Source organism: Pseudoxanthomonas sp. (assembly GCF_002863005.1).
Taxonomy (GTDB): domain Bacteria; phylum Pseudomonadota; class Gammaproteobacteria; order Xanthomonadales; family Xanthomonadaceae; genus Pseudoxanthomonas_A.
The window spans coordinates 68,560-83,815 of record NZ_PKDG01000015.1; the positions used below are offsets into that span (position 1 = coordinate 68,560).

Annotated in this window: 8 protein-coding genes; 6 read left to right on the forward strand and 2 right to left on the reverse strand. The window is 65.5% G+C overall.

The window, feature by feature from the left end; translation table 11 throughout:
• Positions 1–48: 48 nt before the first annotated feature.
• Entirely contained in the window at positions 49–789 is a 741-nt protein-coding gene (locus CYU89_RS05340; RefSeq protein WP_296279194.1) for a response regulator transcription factor, read from the reverse strand.
• A 234-nt stretch (positions 790–1,023) separates the two neighbouring features.
• Here CYU89_RS05340 and CYU89_RS05345 point away from each other — a divergent pair, with 234 nt between their 5' ends.
• The 5 genes from CYU89_RS05345 to CYU89_RS05365 all read left to right on the forward strand — a co-directional run bounded on the left by CYU89_RS05345 (position 1,024) and on the right by CYU89_RS05365 (position 12,856).
• Entirely contained in the window at positions 1,024–9,765 is an 8,742-nt protein-coding gene (locus tag CYU89_RS05345) for a glycoside hydrolase family 94 protein (RefSeq protein WP_296279195.1), read from the forward strand.
• Between the two features lie 8 nt (positions 9,766–9,773).
• Positions 9,774–9,983: a hypothetical protein gene (locus CYU89_RS05350; protein WP_296279196.1), complete on the forward strand. Its 210-nt coding sequence runs from the start codon at positions 9,774–9,776 to the stop codon at positions 9,981–9,983.
• A gap of 242 nt (positions 9,984–10,225) precedes the next feature.
• Positions 10,226–10,594 (forward strand): hypothetical protein, encoded by a 369-nt coding sequence (locus tag CYU89_RS05355; RefSeq protein ID WP_296279197.1) that lies wholly within the window; start codon positions 10,226–10,228, stop codon positions 10,592–10,594.
• 161 nt (positions 10,595–10,755) lie between these two features.
• The gene (locus CYU89_RS05360) at positions 10,756–11,670 is read left to right on the forward strand and encodes an AraC family transcriptional regulator (RefSeq protein ID WP_296279198.1); all 915 of its coding nucleotides are present in this window, start codon (positions 10,756–10,758) and stop codon (positions 11,668–11,670) included.
• Between the two features lie 88 nt (positions 11,671–11,758).
• Positions 11,759–12,856 (forward strand): serine hydrolase, encoded by a 1,098-nt coding sequence (locus CYU89_RS05365; RefSeq protein WP_296279199.1) that lies wholly within the window; start codon positions 11,759–11,761, stop codon positions 12,854–12,856.
• A 472-nt stretch (positions 12,857–13,328) separates the two neighbouring features.
• Here the strand turns inward: CYU89_RS05365 and CYU89_RS05370 are convergent, their stop codons facing one another.
• Positions 13,329–13,571: a hypothetical protein gene (locus tag CYU89_RS05370; protein WP_296279200.1), complete on the reverse strand. Its 243-nt coding sequence runs from the start codon at positions 13,569–13,571 to the stop codon at positions 13,329–13,331.
• Positions 13,572–14,181: 610 nt separating this feature from the next.
• On the opposite strand from CYU89_RS05370, the gene CYU89_RS05375 reads away from it, so the two are divergent.
• Positions 14,182–14,634: a fasciclin domain-containing protein gene (locus tag CYU89_RS05375; protein ID WP_296279201.1), complete on the forward strand. Its 453-nt coding sequence runs from the start codon at positions 14,182–14,184 to the stop codon at positions 14,632–14,634.
• The last annotated feature ends 622 nt before the right edge of the window (positions 14,635–15,256 follow it).

Genomic DNA, 15,256 nt, shown 5'->3' on the forward strand with positions numbered 1-15,256 from the left:
ATCACCACCACGGTCGGCCACGCGCGGGGCACGCCGTGCTTCCGCGGGCTAGGCGGCGGCGCCCTGGCTCACGCCGGCGCTGCCGGCAGACTTGCGGGGAGGCGACATGTCCGCCATGCGGTAACCGGCGCTCTGGACGGTATGGAGCAGCGGATTGTCGAAACCGCGATCGATGACCCGCCGCAGGTTGTACAGATGGCTGCGCAGGGAGTCGGAATCGGGGAGGTCGTCTCCCCACAACTCGCGTTCGATTTCCCGCCGGCTCACGACGCGCGGCGACTCGCGCATCAGGATGTTGAGCAGCTTCGTGGCGACGGGCGACACCTCGATCTCCTTGCCGGCGCGATGGATGCGATGGCAGGCGGGATCGAAGGACAGATCGCCGACCTTCAGCACTTCGCGCCCCAGTTCCCGGCGGTTGCGGCGGATCACGGCGCGAAGGCGCGCCTCGAGCTCCGGCGTGGCGAAGGGCTTGGTCAGGTAATCGTCGACCCCGCGTTCGAGCCCGGTGATCTTGTCCTCCAGGCGGTCGCGTCCGGTGACCATGATGATCGGCGTCGAGAGGCGCGCCTCGGTGCGGAGCCTGTTGACGATGTCCAGCCCATCCAGTCGGGGAAGATGCCCGTCCAGCACGATGGCGTCGTATCGCGTCTCGGTGGCCAGGCGATAGCCTTCCGCGCCGTCGTGGGCGTAGTCGACCTCCATGCCTCGTGCTTCCAGGTAGGCACCGACCGATTCCGCGATGAGCCTGTCGTCCTCGATGATGAGAACAAGTGCATTCGTAGGCATGGCTGCATTCCGTGTCATGACGTCATCGTGATGAAGGGTGCGCCGTCCATCGTCATGGTGCCGTGAAGCCGGCAAGGCGGCGCGCGTTATCACCGTCCGGACCGTTGCGCATTCGAGTCCGCGGTCCGCCTGCATCGTCGCGCGCAGCAGGAACCCGCGGCCATGCGGGCCTTCACGCGTCGCGGGTGGGGCCGGGTGAGACGATGCCGGCATTCCTGCCCCCACAGGTTCTTCATGACCAACTTCAGGCGCACCTTCGGACGCTGGCTACGCCTGCGCCGGCGGCTCAAGCGATTCCGCCGTACCCGCTTCCCCGTCGATCCCGTCGCCAAGGGCGAAGAGCCCCTCCGGGCGCAACTGCTCAGCGTCGAGCAGATGGAGGCGTACGGCCGGTCGCTTGCGCATGCGCACAAGGTGAAGATGGAGCCGACGGAAGAGCGGCTGTTGGCGCGGCTGCAGTCGAACCAGAAATTGCTCGGCGAGGCGAACGACCTGCTCAACGATCTCGTTCGCGAGGAACTGAGGATCTCGCCGGCCGGCGAATGGCTGCTGGACAACTACCACGTCATCGAAGAGCAGATCCAGCTGGCGCGGCGCCACCTGCCCACGGGTTACAGCCGCCAGCTGCCTTCGCTGTCGCAGGGCGCCCTGCGCGGCCTGCCGCGGGTGTATGCGCTGACGATCGAGGCGGTCTCCCACGGTGACGGACGCATCGATGGAGAGACGCTGCGTCGCTTCATCGCAGGCTACCAAATCGTTGCGCCCCTCAAGATGGGGGAACTATGGGCCGTGCCCATCATGCTGCGCCTCGCGCTGATCGAGAACCTGCGCCGCATGGCCTCGCATGTGATGCGCGACGGCGCGCATCGTCGTTTGGCCAGTACGTGGGCAAGGCGGCTGAACCGGGCGGCGATCGACGCGCCCGGTGACGTGGTGCTGATCGTGGCGGACATGGCGCGTTCCACGCCGCCGCTGACGGGCGCATTCGTCGCCGAGCTGATCCGCCGGCTCGATAGCCGCACCGGGCCGCTGGCGCTGCCGGGCGCCTGGCTCGAACAATGGGTCGCAGCCGCGGGCTACCGGATCGATGAGCTGGTCACTGCCGAAAGCCAGCAGCAGGCCGCCGACCAGGTGTCCATCGGCAACAGCATCGGCAGCCTGCGCTTCCTCGCCACGATGGACTGGAAACGCTTCGTGGAAGACATGAGCGTCGTGGACCGGCGCCTGCAGGAAGACCCGGCAGGCATCTACGGCCTGATGGATTTCGGCACGCGCGACGCCTACCGGCACGTGATCGAGAAGATCGCACGTTCCAGTGGTGCGTCCGAGGAGGACGTGGCCGGCGTGGTGGTCACGCTCGCGCGCGACCATGCCGGGCCCGATGGGCCGGACATGCCTGACATGCCGCGCCCGCAGACCGGGCATGTGGGGTACTGGCTGCTGGACGACGGACTGGATCGCACCCGCGAGGTCGTGGCCAGGGCAGCGCCGGGCTACCGTCGCGCGCGACTCCGCCCACGGCACTATCCGCTGCTGGCGTATCTGATCCCGATCGCCGCGATCATCGCGCTGGCGACGTGGGCGCTCGTGGCCAGCGGCTATGGCGATGTTCCCCTGTGGATCGTCGTGGCGCTGTCCATCGTGGTCTTCAGCGAGCTGGGCATCGCGCTGGTCAACTGGCTGGCGACGCTGCTCGTCGCGCCCCGTCCGCTGCCACGGATGGACTTCAGCACCGGCATACCGGACACCTGTCGCTCCGTCGTCGCCGTGCCGACCATGCTGTCGAGCGAAAAAGGCATCGACAGCCTGGTCGAAGGGATGGAGGTGCGCTTCCTCGCCAATCGCGATGCGCAGCTCAGGTTCGTGTTGCTCACGGATTTCCTGGATGCGCCCAGCCAGTCGATGCCCGGCGATGAGGCGCTCGTCGCGTACGCGGCAGCGCAGATCGAACGGCTCAACCGGCGGTACGCCCCCGAGACGCTGGACCGGTTCTTCCTGCTGCACAGGCCGCGGCAATGGAACGCCTCCGAAGGCGTCTGGATGGGGTATGAGCGCAAGCGCGGGAAACTGTCCGCGCTCAACGCGCTGATCCTGGAAGGGGAGCAGGCGCCCTTCATGCGCATCGTGGGCGATGCCTCGGCGCTCCGGCACGCGAAATACGTCATCACGCTCGATACCGACACCCGGTTGCCGCGGGACGCAGCCCGGGAATTCGTGGCGACGCTGGCGCATCCGCTCAACCGTCCCGTGATCGATCCGCGACGCAACGTGGTGATCCGCGGCTACGGCATCCTGCAACCCAGTGTCGGCAGCAGCCTGAGCGGGCGCAGGCCGTCGCGCTTCGCCACGGTCTTCGGCAGCGAGCCGGGCATCGATCCGTACACGCGGACGGTCTCGGACGTCTACCAGGACCTGTTCGGCGAGGGCTCTTTCGTGGGCAAGGGCATCTACGACGTGGCGGCCTTCGAGCACGTGCTGGCGGAACGCCTGCCGGAGAACCGCATCCTCAGCCATGACCTGCTCGAAGGCTGCTTCGCCCGCGCGGGCCTGGTGAGCGACGTACGCCTGTACGAGGACTATCCGGACCGCTATGCGGCCGACACCAAGCGGCGGGCACGCTGGATGCGCGGCGACTGGCAGCTGCTGCCGTGGCTGCTGCCGCGCATCCCGACCGCCGACGGGACGTGGGAACGCAATCCGCTCAGCTGGCTCTCGCGCGGCAAGCTGCTGGACAACCTCCGGCGCAGCCTGGTGTCGATGGCGGCACTGGCGCTGTTCGTCATCGGATGGGTCCACGCGCCCCAGCCGCTGGCGTGGACGCTCATCGTGCTCGCGCTGTGGTTCGCGCCGGTGATCCTCTCGGCGCTGAAGGACGGGATGACATTGCCCGACGACACGCCGGCGGAGTCGCACTGGGTGCAGGTCGGGCGCGCGACGGCGCGTTCCCTCCAGCGCGCCGCGCTCAACGTGGCGTGCCTCGCCCATGAAGCGTGGCTGGCCGGCGGCGCCATCGTGCGCACGCTGTGGCGGCTCGGCATCAGCCGCCGCCACCTGCTGCAATGGAACCCCTCCAGCGAAGTGGAGCGATCGCTGGCCGGCGACCGGAGCGCCGACTGGCGCGGCATGTTGCCGGGCTCGGTGATCGCGGTCGGCATCGCATTCCTGCTGCTGTGGCTGCGGCCCGACGTGCTGGCGATCGCGGGACCGTTGCTGCTCGCATGGATGTGGGCCCCTGCCGTGATGACCTGGCTGAGCCATCCGCCAGAACGCGAGGATGCGGCACTCAGTCCGCCCCAGCGCGCTTTCCTTGGAAAGCTGTCGCGCCGCACGTGGTCGTTCTTCGAGACGTGGATCCGGCAAGAGGACCATTGGCTGCCGCCCGACAACATCCAGGAACATCCCTCGCTGGTCGTGGCCCGGCGCACGTCGCCGACGAACATCGGCTTGTCCCTGCTCGCGAATCTCGCCGCCTGGGACTTCGGCTACCTGCAGGCGGGCGCAGTCGCGGAGCGCACGCGGAACGTCTTCGACACGCTGGAGCAGCTGCCCCGGCACCGCGGTCACTTCCTCAACTGGTACGACACCTCGAACCTGCAGCCGCTTCCGCCGCGTTACGTTTCCACGGTGGACAGCGGCAACCTGGCCGGGCATCTGCTGACGTTGAGGCAGGGACTGCTGGCGATGGTCGATGCGCCGATCCTGGCGCCCACGACGTTCGGCGGCATCGCGGATACCTTCGGTATCGTCGAGGAAGAAGCGGCTTCGCTGCCTGCGCGGAGCGCCGCCGTCACCCTCGAACTGGCGGCCTTCAGGGGCGGCCTTGCAGCCATCGACACGGATAGCACCCTCTCGTTGGAGCAGGCGATGTCCTCGCTCACCGGCCTGCAGACGCATGCCGCGAATCTGCTGGCCGCCTGGCCGGCCCCATCCGACATGGCGCCCGGCGATCGCCACTGGCCGCAGGCGTTGAGCGATGCCTGCACCGGTGCTGTGGAGGCGCTGGCGCTCTTCTTTCCGGACGCGGCCCTGCCGCGCACCGGCGCGTCGCCCGGCCGGACCATCCCGAGCCTGCGGCAACTCGCCACCTCGGGCGAGGATGCGAGGGCGTCGCGGCTGGCGCGGGAACGCATCCGTGAGCTGGAGCGGCTTGCGCACCTGGCCGGGCAGTTCTCGTTGATGGAATACGGCTTCCTGTACGACCGCTCGAGGAACCTCCTGGCGATCGGCTTCAACGTGGACGATCACCGCCTGGACAACAGCTTCTACGACCTGCTCGCGTCGGAAGTGCGCCTGGGCGTGTTCGTCGCCATTGCGCAGGGGCAGCTGCCCCAGGAGAGCTGGTTCGCGCTCGGTCGCCTGCTGACCGAAGTCAATGGAATGCCCGCGCTGCTTTCCTGGAGCGGCTCGATGTTCGAGTACCTGATGCCGCAACTGGTGATGCCGGATTACCCGGACACGTTGCTCGACCAGACCATGCACAACGCGGTGGAGGCGCACATCCAGCATGGCAGGAACGTGGGACTGCCGTGGGGTGTGTCGGAGTCGGGATACAACGCGGTCGATACGCGCATGAACTACCAGTATCGGGCGTTCGGCGTGCCCGGCCTCGGCCTCAAGCGCGGACTGAGCCAGGACAGCGTGGTCGCGCCGTACGCCAGCATGATGGCGCTGATGGTCAACCCCGAAGCGGCCTGCGAGAACCTGCAGCGCCTGCAGGCGCTGGGATTTTCCGGACGCTTCGGCCTGTACGAGGCGATCGACTACACGCCGTCGCGCGTGCCGCCGGGGCAGGAGTGCGTCCTGCTGCGCTCGTTCATGGCGCATCACCAGGGCATGGGCTTCCTGTCGCTGGTGCACCTGCTCGGCAACCAGCCGATGCAACGGCGTTTCGTCGCCGATGCGGAGTTCCAGGCGACCTTGCTCCTGCTGCAGGAACGCATTCCGCGCGTGGGCGTGTTCCATCCCCACGAGGTGGAAACGCTGGAGACCCGGACGCCGGTGGGCGAGGGCGAAGCGGTGCTGCGGGTCATCCGCGATCCGGAAGGCCCGCGTCCTGAAGTGCAACTCCTGTCCAACGGACGCTATCACGGACTTCTGAGCCATGCGGGGGGTGGTTACAGCCGCCACCACGACATGGCGACCACGCGCTGGCGCGAGGACGGCACCACCGATGCCTGGGGCACCTTCTGCTATCTGCGCGACATCGAGAGCGGGGAATTCTGGTCGGCGGCGCACCAGCCGACCTGCGTGCAGGTGGACCAGTACGAAGCCATCTTCTCCGATGCCAAGGCCGAATTCCGGGGCCGCAAGCACGGCTACGAAAGCCACCTCGAAATCGCTATCTCGCCCGAGGACGACATGGAGCTTAGGCGGCTGAAGATCGCCAATCGCAGCCGCCGCGCGCGCACCATCGAGATCACTACCTACGCGGAAGTCGTGCTTGCGCCGCCCGCGTCGGACGACGCGCACCCGGCGTTCAGCAACCTCTTCGTGCAGACCGAGATCGTGCGCGAGAAGCAGGCGCTGTTGTGCACGCGGCGGCCGCGCGCGCACGATGAAGTGCCGCCGTGGCTGGTTCACCTGGTCGCCGTGCACGATGCCGACGTCGCCACGATCTCCTACGAGACGGACCGGTCGGCATTCCTCGGTCGCGGCAATACCCCGCGTGCGCCGAAGGCCTTGACGGGCGCAGTGGCGCTGTCCGACAGCGAAGGTTCCGTCCTGGACCCGATCGTGGCGATCCGCGTGCGGGTGACGCTGGAACCGGAGCAGGTGGTGCAGGTCGACATGGTCTACGGCGTGGCGGCGAGTCGCGAGGCCAGCGAGACGCTGATCGACCGCTATCGCGACCGTCGCTTGGCCGACCGCGTCTTCGATCTCGCATGGACGCACAGCCAGGTCGTGCGTCGCCAGATCAACGCCACCGTCGCCGAGGCGCAGTTGTACGAGCGGCTCGCCAGCCTGGTGGTCTACGCCAATCCGCATCTGCGTGCGCCCGCGGATGTCCTGCAGCAGAACCAGCGCGGCCAGTCGGGGCTGTGGGGGCATGCGATTTCCGGCGACCTGCCGATCGTGCTGCTCAAGGTTCACGACGCCGACAACATCGAGGTGGTGCGGCAACTGGTGCAGGCGCATGCGTACTGGCGGCTCAAGGGACTGCGCGCCGATCTGGTCATCTGGAACGACAGCAAGGCCGGTTATCGGCAGCAGTTGCAGGACCAGATCCTGGGTATGATCTCGGCCGACGCGGAGGCCTCCGTCCTCGATCGGCCGGGCGGCATCTTCGTGCGGCCCGCGCAGAACATGTCGCAGGAAGATCGGACGCTGCTGCAGGCGGTCGCCCGCGTGCTCATCGACGATCGGGAAGGCACGTTGGCCGCGCAGCTCGGACGGCTGGTCCCGCCGAAGCCCTGGCCGGCCGCATTCGCGCCGCGACCGGCTGCCGACGATGCGTCGAGCATCCCTGCGTCGGACGCGGGCGACGAGAACGAAGGGGTCGATCCGCGCAGCGGGCTTCCCGCGCCATGGGAAGGCGACGAAGAGCAGCGGGAAGCGCTGTGGCCGTTCCTTCCGGTGGAAGCGGAGCGCATGTTCGACAACGGGATCGGCGCGTTCACCGGCGACGGCCGCGAGTACGTCGTGGTGTCGCGCGAAGGCATGCCGACGCCTGCCCCCTGGTGCAACGTGCTGGCCAACGACGCGTTCGGCTGCGTCGTCAGCGAGAGTTCGCCGGGCTACACTTGGTTCGAGAACGCGCACGAGTACCGCCTGAGTCCCTGGCACAACGACCCCGTCTCCGATCTGGGCGGCGAGGCGTTCTACCTGCGCGACGATGCAAGTGGCGAGATCTGGTCGCCCACGCCGCTTCCTTGCCGGGGCAGCGGCGACTACCGGACGCGCCACGGGTTCGGCTATACCGTCTACGAACACCAGGAACGCGGCATCCACACCGAGTTGTGGATCTATGTGGGGGTCGACGAGGCGGTCAAGCACTCGATGCTCCGCATCCGCAACGTGTCGGGCCGCATGCGCACGCTGTCGGCGTTCGGTTACGTCGAATGGGTGCTGGGCGACCTCCGCCACAAGTCCAGGATGCACGTGGTGACCGAAGTGGATCCGGTCAGCGGTGCGTTGATGGCGCACAATCCTTTCAACACCGAGTTCGCCGGCAGGACGGTGTTCTTCGACACCGACGCCAGCGGCTGCAGCTGGACGTCCGACCGCATCGAATTCGTGGGGCGCAACGGAGGTCTGCACCGTCCCGCCGCCCTGAGCCGCGAACGGTTGAGCGGACGTGTCGGCGTCGGGCTCGATCCCTGCGCCGCGATACAGGTGCCGATGACGCTGGGCCCGGGCGAGGAACGCGAGGTGGCTTTCCGGCTGGGCGCGGCGAAGGACCGCGACAGCGCGCTGGCGATGGCGCGTCGCCCGCAGGGCATGCACGACGCGCACGATGCACTGGACGCGGCGCGCATCCATTGGCGGGGCCTGCTGGACTCGGTCCAGGTCCGTACGCCGGATGCCGCCTTCGACGCGCTCGCCAATGGCTGGCTGCTCTACCAGACGCTGGGATGCCGCTATCTGGCGCGCAGCGGCTATTACCAGTCCGGAGGCGCGTTCGGCTTCCGGGACCAGCTGCAGGACACGATGGCGACCATCCATGCGCGTCCCGACCTGAGCCGCCGGCACCTGCTCACCAGCGCTGCGCACCAGTTCCCGCAGGGCGACGTCATGCACTGGTGGCATCCGCCGCAGGGACGCGGTGTCAGGACGCGCTGCTCGGACGACTATCTCTGGTTGCCGCTGGCCACCAGCCGCTACCTCGACGTGACCGCGGACCGTACCGTGCTCGACGAGATCGTCGGTTTCGTCGAGGGCAGGGAGGTCAATCCCGATGAGGAAGGCTATTACGACATGCCGGCAGCCTCTGCACTCCGGAAGACGCTCTACGACCATTGCGTCCTGGCGTTGCGGCGCGGCTGCCGTCTGCTGGGCGAGCGCGGGCTGCCGTTGATCGCCACGGGCGACTGGAACGACGGCATGAATCGCGTGGGCGAAGGCGGGCGCGGCGAGAGCGTCTGGCTGGGTTTCTTCCTGGTGGACACGCTGCGGAAATTCATTCCCGTGGCCGAGGCGCGCGGCGATGCGGAGGTCGCGCGCTGGTGCGCCGAGCAGGCGGATGCGCTCGGCGTCGCGCTGGAGACGCACGCCTGGGATGGCGAGTGGTATCGCCGTGCATGGTTCGACGATGGCACCCCGATCGGTTCGTCCAGCAGCGACGAGTGCAGGATCGATTCGATCTCGCAGAGCTGGTCGGTGCTCTCCGGCGTGGCCGACGCCACGCGTGGCCAGCGTGCCCTCGATGCGCTCTACACGAAGCTGGTGAAGCGCGAGGCCGGCCTGGTGCAGCTTCTCGATCCGCCTTTCGACCGGACGACGCATGATCCGGGCTACATCCGCGGCTATGTCCCGGGGGTGCGCGAGAATGGTGGGCAGTACACGCATGCGGCGGTATGGGCGGCGATGGCGTTCGCGCATGCCGGCGACCCCGAGCGTGCGTGGGAACTGGCCCGCATGATCAATCCCGTCAACCACGCGCTGGATGCCGACGCCGTCCAGGTATACAAGGCGGAGCCGTACGTCATGGCCGCCGATGTCTACGCGGTGGCGCCCCACACCGGCCGCGGCGGCTGGACCTGGTACACCGGATCCGCCGGCTGGATGTATCGGTTGATGATCGAATCGGTGCTGGGCGTGCGACGCAAGGGCGATGTCCTGACGCTGGATCCGCGTACGCCGTCGGCATGGGAGGCATTCGAAGTGCGATACCGCTTCGGCAGCGCGACCTACCGTATCAGCGTCACCCGGGGAACGTCGGGTGACCCGACGGTGATGCTGGATGGCATAGCGCGCGACGCTCTCGACATCCCACTGGTAGACGATGGAAAGCTGCATCGTGTCGTCTACACGACGTGAGACCAGGCATGGAACTACGACCCACCACCGAAGCGAAGTGGCGCAACCTGGTCGACGCGCTTCCCGAGTGGACGAGCCGCGTGCGTCATCCAGCGCAGTTCTGGCCCCAGTTCCACGCGCTGGTCCAAGAAATGGAGCGCGAATGCGGTCCGCGCGAATTGGCGGAGCTGCGCGATCGGGTAAGGGCGCTTGTTGCCAGCCTTGGTGAGGCGGAATGATGGGTGGCTGCTGGTCGACATCCGACACGCCAGTCCCATGGTTTGACTAAGCGCGTGTACCTCTACAGCCTGCCTGCTACGCATGCGGATCATCGAAGGTGGGCAGCGTGAAAAGCATCGTCAAAGCGTCATCGACACGATCGGCTTGCCGACGTGCGTTGTGCCTTCTGTTCTGCACCGCATTCACGGTCGCCGCGGCACCCGCACCTGCGCCGGCAGCAGCGCTAGCACCCACCGCTGCCATGATGCCGACGGCCGATCGCCTCGAGATCGAGCGGCAGCTGACCGAAGAGGTGCAGGCGCGAGTCAACCGGCAGAAGCGGATCGAGGGACAGGGCAAGGACGTATCCGTGCATGTTGAATTCGACCGCGCCAGCAGCAGAGTGATCGTGGATCTGGGTCGCGGCTATGTCCCCAGGTATGCCGGAGGCGAACTGGAAGACCTGGAAGCGCAACTGAGGACCGTCGTCGAGGAACTGCTGATGGGCCTGGTGGACTTCAGCGGCGTCCAGTTCCGCTACGACGGAAAATCGATCCAGCACTTCCATCCCGATCCGCCGTGGCCGACGTTCCGCTCATCCACCCAGAGCCCAATGGGGTCCCCGCACTGAGACGGTATCCCGTCGGCACGTCCGCCTTCGATCGGAAGCGGACGTCGGCGGATAGCGACGTGCTTTCGCGCAGCCATGGAATGGAATCCACGTCGGAACAGTAGGCCTGCATCGGCCTATTCCCGGTTTCGTCGCCTGTCGGTGTGCGCTGCGCCTGGTGGATGCCAGGATCGCCGCGTCTCAAGTGTGGCGGGGAGCAGGGCTTGCGCGTATTGACGGAGGACTTGCCCGTTCGAGAAGAACGGACCGGTACTGAAGGTGTCGCGCTTCCGGCGGGTCAGTTGCCTGCTCGCCGTGCCGGCTGCGCGGGCACTGGAGAGATCCTCGTGCTACCCAGTGGCGTGCAGCTGGCGCGACTTGTACCTACGATCCCCGCCAGAGAGTTGCCCAGGCATTCGCACGAAGAGGCGCACTTGGTTCTGGTGTTGAGCGGGAAGTACATCACGTCCGCCCAGCGTGGTCCTTCTGCCTGTCCGGAAGGCGCTCTCATCTACAACGCGCCCGGTACCACCCATCGCGACAGGTTTCATGACCTGGAGGGTGAGTTCGTCACGATGATGATCCCGGAGTCATTGAGGTTGCAGTGGGGGGATCGCCTGGATCGTGGCGCGCGCCATGTCGGCCGAACGGGCCAGGCGCTGGCTTCGGGAATTGCCACCGCCATGATGTCGTGGCAGGACGACGATGTCAGCCTGGCCCAGGTCCTGCTGGACGAACTGCTGGCCGGGATCAGTGGACCGGAGGACGACGTGCGGCGCACGCCAGGATGGATGCTCTTGGCAGAGGCCTACCTGCGGGATCTGCACGACAGGCCTGCCGACATGGCCCGGCTCGCCAGTATCTGCGATGTCCATCCCGTCCATCTCGCTCGTGTGTTCCGGATGCGGCACGGATGCACGCCTGTCGAATACTCGAGGAAACTTCGCCTTGAGCGCGCCGCCGCAGAACTGCTCCGAGGCAGTGACTCCATCGCGGAGGTCGCGTCGGCCTTCGGGTTCTCCGACCAGAGCCACTTCCATCGTCTCTTCAAGCGCGCATACGGCCGCTCCCCCTCCCTCTATCGACGGTTTGGCTGAATAGCCATGTTGTCGCCGTGCAAGCCATGCGGCACTGAGCAGACCATCATCCACCCAGTCCCTTCGGCCCTACCTTCAGGATTTCCGCATGTACGCACGCCTTTGTAGCGCAGTCATTCTTCTCGCCCTTCCCATGGTAGTCATCGCCAAGGACAACACGTCGCAGGACTGGCCCATGGCCGATCCGGCCAAGGCCGGCCTGGATCCGACCGCGCTTGCCGAACTGGAGCGCGCGGTCGGCGCCGGTGAGTTCAAGCAGATCACGAGCATCCTCGTCGCCAGGGATGGAGCCTTGGTCTACGAACGCTACTTCGACGAAGGTGGGCGCGATGCGAGACGCAACACGCGTTCCGCCACCAAGACGGTGGCCGGCATCCTGGCAGGCATTGCGATCGCCGAAGGAAAGATGGCCGGGCCCGATGCTCCTGTACTTCCGATACTGAACCGAGCACCTCCCGCCAATCCAGATGCGCGCAAGCAGGCGATTACGGTCGGAGACCTGATGACCATGTCGTCGCTGCTCGAGTGCGACGACTGGAACCAGTGGTCGCGCGGCAATGAGGAGCGCATGTACCTGATAGAGGACTGGGTAGGGTTCTACCTGGACTTGCCCATGCAGGGGTTTGCCGCCTGGATGACGCCTCCCGAACGGGCGCCCTACGGTCGTAGCTTCCGCTACTGCACCGCCGGCGTCACGACATTGGGTGCCGCCATTCAGGGCGCTACCGGCATCCCGCTTCAGGACTATGCAAAAGACAGGTTGTTCGGTCCCTTGGGCATCGATGCGCCCGAGTGGCAGTTCTCGCCTTTGGGTCTGGCCCAGGCGGGCGGCGGCCTCGGCTTGCGCAGCCGAGACCTCCTGAAACTGGGCGAGCTTTATCGTCGCGGAGGGCAGTGGGAGGGCCGTCAACTCGTGCCCGCCAATTGGGTGGCGGAATCCTTAAGGCCGCATGCACGCATCGAAGAAGGGATCGACTATGGATACCTTTGGTGGCTCCATCATGAGACCAGCGCCGGCCGGTCGTTCGACTCCTATGCCATGAATGGCACGGGAGGAAACACGGTGCGCGTATTCCCGAAGGAGCGGATGGTCGTGGTCATCACGACGACCAACTATCAGGTGCAGAACGCACCGAGGCTCACATTCCAGCTTCTCAACCAGAAGCTCTTGCCCGCGATAAGGTAGAGGTGACGTCCGCTCCTGGCCGGAAACGGACATCCGCGAGATGGGACTGGCACAGCAGATAAGGGATCACCGCGACCCAGTCAACGTGTGCCCACACCAGAATGAGACCAATGAAGTCCTCAAGCAGCCGCCGCTACCGTCCGACGGCCTGTGCGCCCATTGAGATCAATGTAAAGAAATAGCCATCGGCATCCAGTATCGAGCGTAGCCTCTGCTCCACTGGGATCCGGTTGAAGTCATATCTTGCCCACAGGCCGTAACTGGGGCGAATCGCGTAACCGGCATCGTTCTGCGTCCGGCGGCTGACGCCAACGTCTGGCGAGTCGCAAGCCGTAGCCCATATCGACCTCAGTGCGAGCGGGCCAATTGACTGGCCAAGGCCAAGACGAAGAACGAAGACCTGCCTTCTTTCGTTCTGAGCCTTCGTTCGATAGGCACGTAGTGGCATGAGTCCTGATCGCTCCTATGACAACTAATGGAACATTCCAGGCCACAGAGAATGGTGTGTAGATGCATGCCACTGCTCTGCGCGGGAAAGGGCCTCTGGCTTCGTCAGGTCGGCCTTGGCGAAGAAGAACCAGCAGGCGTCCCCGCCATGATTTCTCTGCTCATGAACGAGGCGAAATGAATTCAATCGGGAATCCATCTCCGGATCGAGGCGCCCTTCAATGCACTCAACGCTCTGCAACGAAATAACCAACGAGATGCTATCCATGACTGCGATGCTGTGTGCCCGAGGTCACGAGCGCCAAGCCGCGTCGCGTGCTCGGTCCTATACGACGAGGCGCAGGCGTTCTCCAAGACCAGAAGAACGCTTCCTCTTCGATAGACTGGTCGCGTGGCCGCGCGATGCGTTGAGCAAGATTGGACTGGGCTACTACGAAAGAGGGTTCGATCACGTCATCAAGGACGGGCCATCCCTCATTCTCGGCACACTGCAACGCGCAATCCCTCAACGCATGAGTGACGCTCTGGAAAGGGGATTCGGTCGATACGACACGATGTCGTTTGATAGTCATGGCAGCTCCGGCACATTGTGCGAACCGGCACACTGCGGGCGCGAAAGCTAACCAAGCATCGGAATTCCGCGTCGCATGACGCTACCACGTTTCTTCACGTGGCGGCAGACTATTCCTGCCAGCGTCACGCCAGACTAACAACCAAAGGCGCAGGGTGCAAAGGTTGCGGTGCAATACCGTATCGGCTGCTCAGCCGCGTTCCACCCCTCCTACTCTCCGCATTGAGCTCGTGCCTGGCATTTCGCCTGGCCACGGCTTTGGCCGTCCGCTTGACCCTGATACGGGTCCACTTCGTAGGAAATTCCCATGGAAATGCAACAGAAAGAAGGCCTCGCCCAGCAGAACCTTTTGGGCACGCTGAAGACCAACAAATCCTTCTCGACCTTTATCAATGCCGTCGACAAGGCAGGCCTTACGGCCTCGCTGGCAGGTGATGAGCAATACACGCTCTTCGCCCCCACCGACGAAGCGTTCTCTGGCCTGCCGGCAGGCGCGCTTGACCGGTTGCTCGAGCCTGCCAACAAGGATGAGTTGGCTTCATTGATCAACTATCACCTGGTCAGTGGCCGTAAGACGACGACCGACGTCGGGAAGTGGCAATCGGCCCGCACGGTGCAAGGCCAGGCTGCGCCGATCAAGGTCACTGAAGGCAAGCTCAGCATTGGCGCCGCTCGCGTCACGCTTCCGGACATTCTTGCCAAGAACGGCGTGATCCACGGTATCGACAAGGTCAACCTTCCGGAATCCAAACCCAACTAAGGTGCGGATGCAAAGGACTGCTTGCGGCGGGAGGAAATTCCCGCCGCATCGCTTCTTCGGCGACAGAACTTCCCATGGGCCCACCCATCAAACCCCACGCATCAACCTCGATCGGCGTCGGTACGGACCGGCCCAAGGCGGCTGCCGCCCTTATGAACAAGATCGCATATCAGCTGAGACCGGCAAGCAAGACGACCATGTCGCCCTGCGTGCGATGCTGTAGGCCAAGTCCAGGCGGCCAGCCTTGTGCGAAGTGTCTGACAGACGAGTTGGGCACCCTCATCAACAATTTTGGTGCGGCGTCGCGCTGGCTCGAATCGACCAAACAAGCAAGCCAGGACGAAGGTACGGTACTCCGCTATGCGGGACTCGCAGAAGCGAACTGATTGCCTCGAGTCCTCGTGCAGAGTCCTGTCCGGTTTCCAGTCATTCGGAAATGTTTCTGCGTCATACGGGGAAGTGGGATCTACCGCGACGTCGCTGCATGCGAACAACTCCTGATCCCCGGAATGCCGGTTAGCACGAGGCTGCGCCAACCGATGAAACTCTCTGCAGAATCACGCCGGTGTACTGCCTCCGATTTCGGAGCACTCCCGGTGCGCGACAGCCATCGTACTAACCG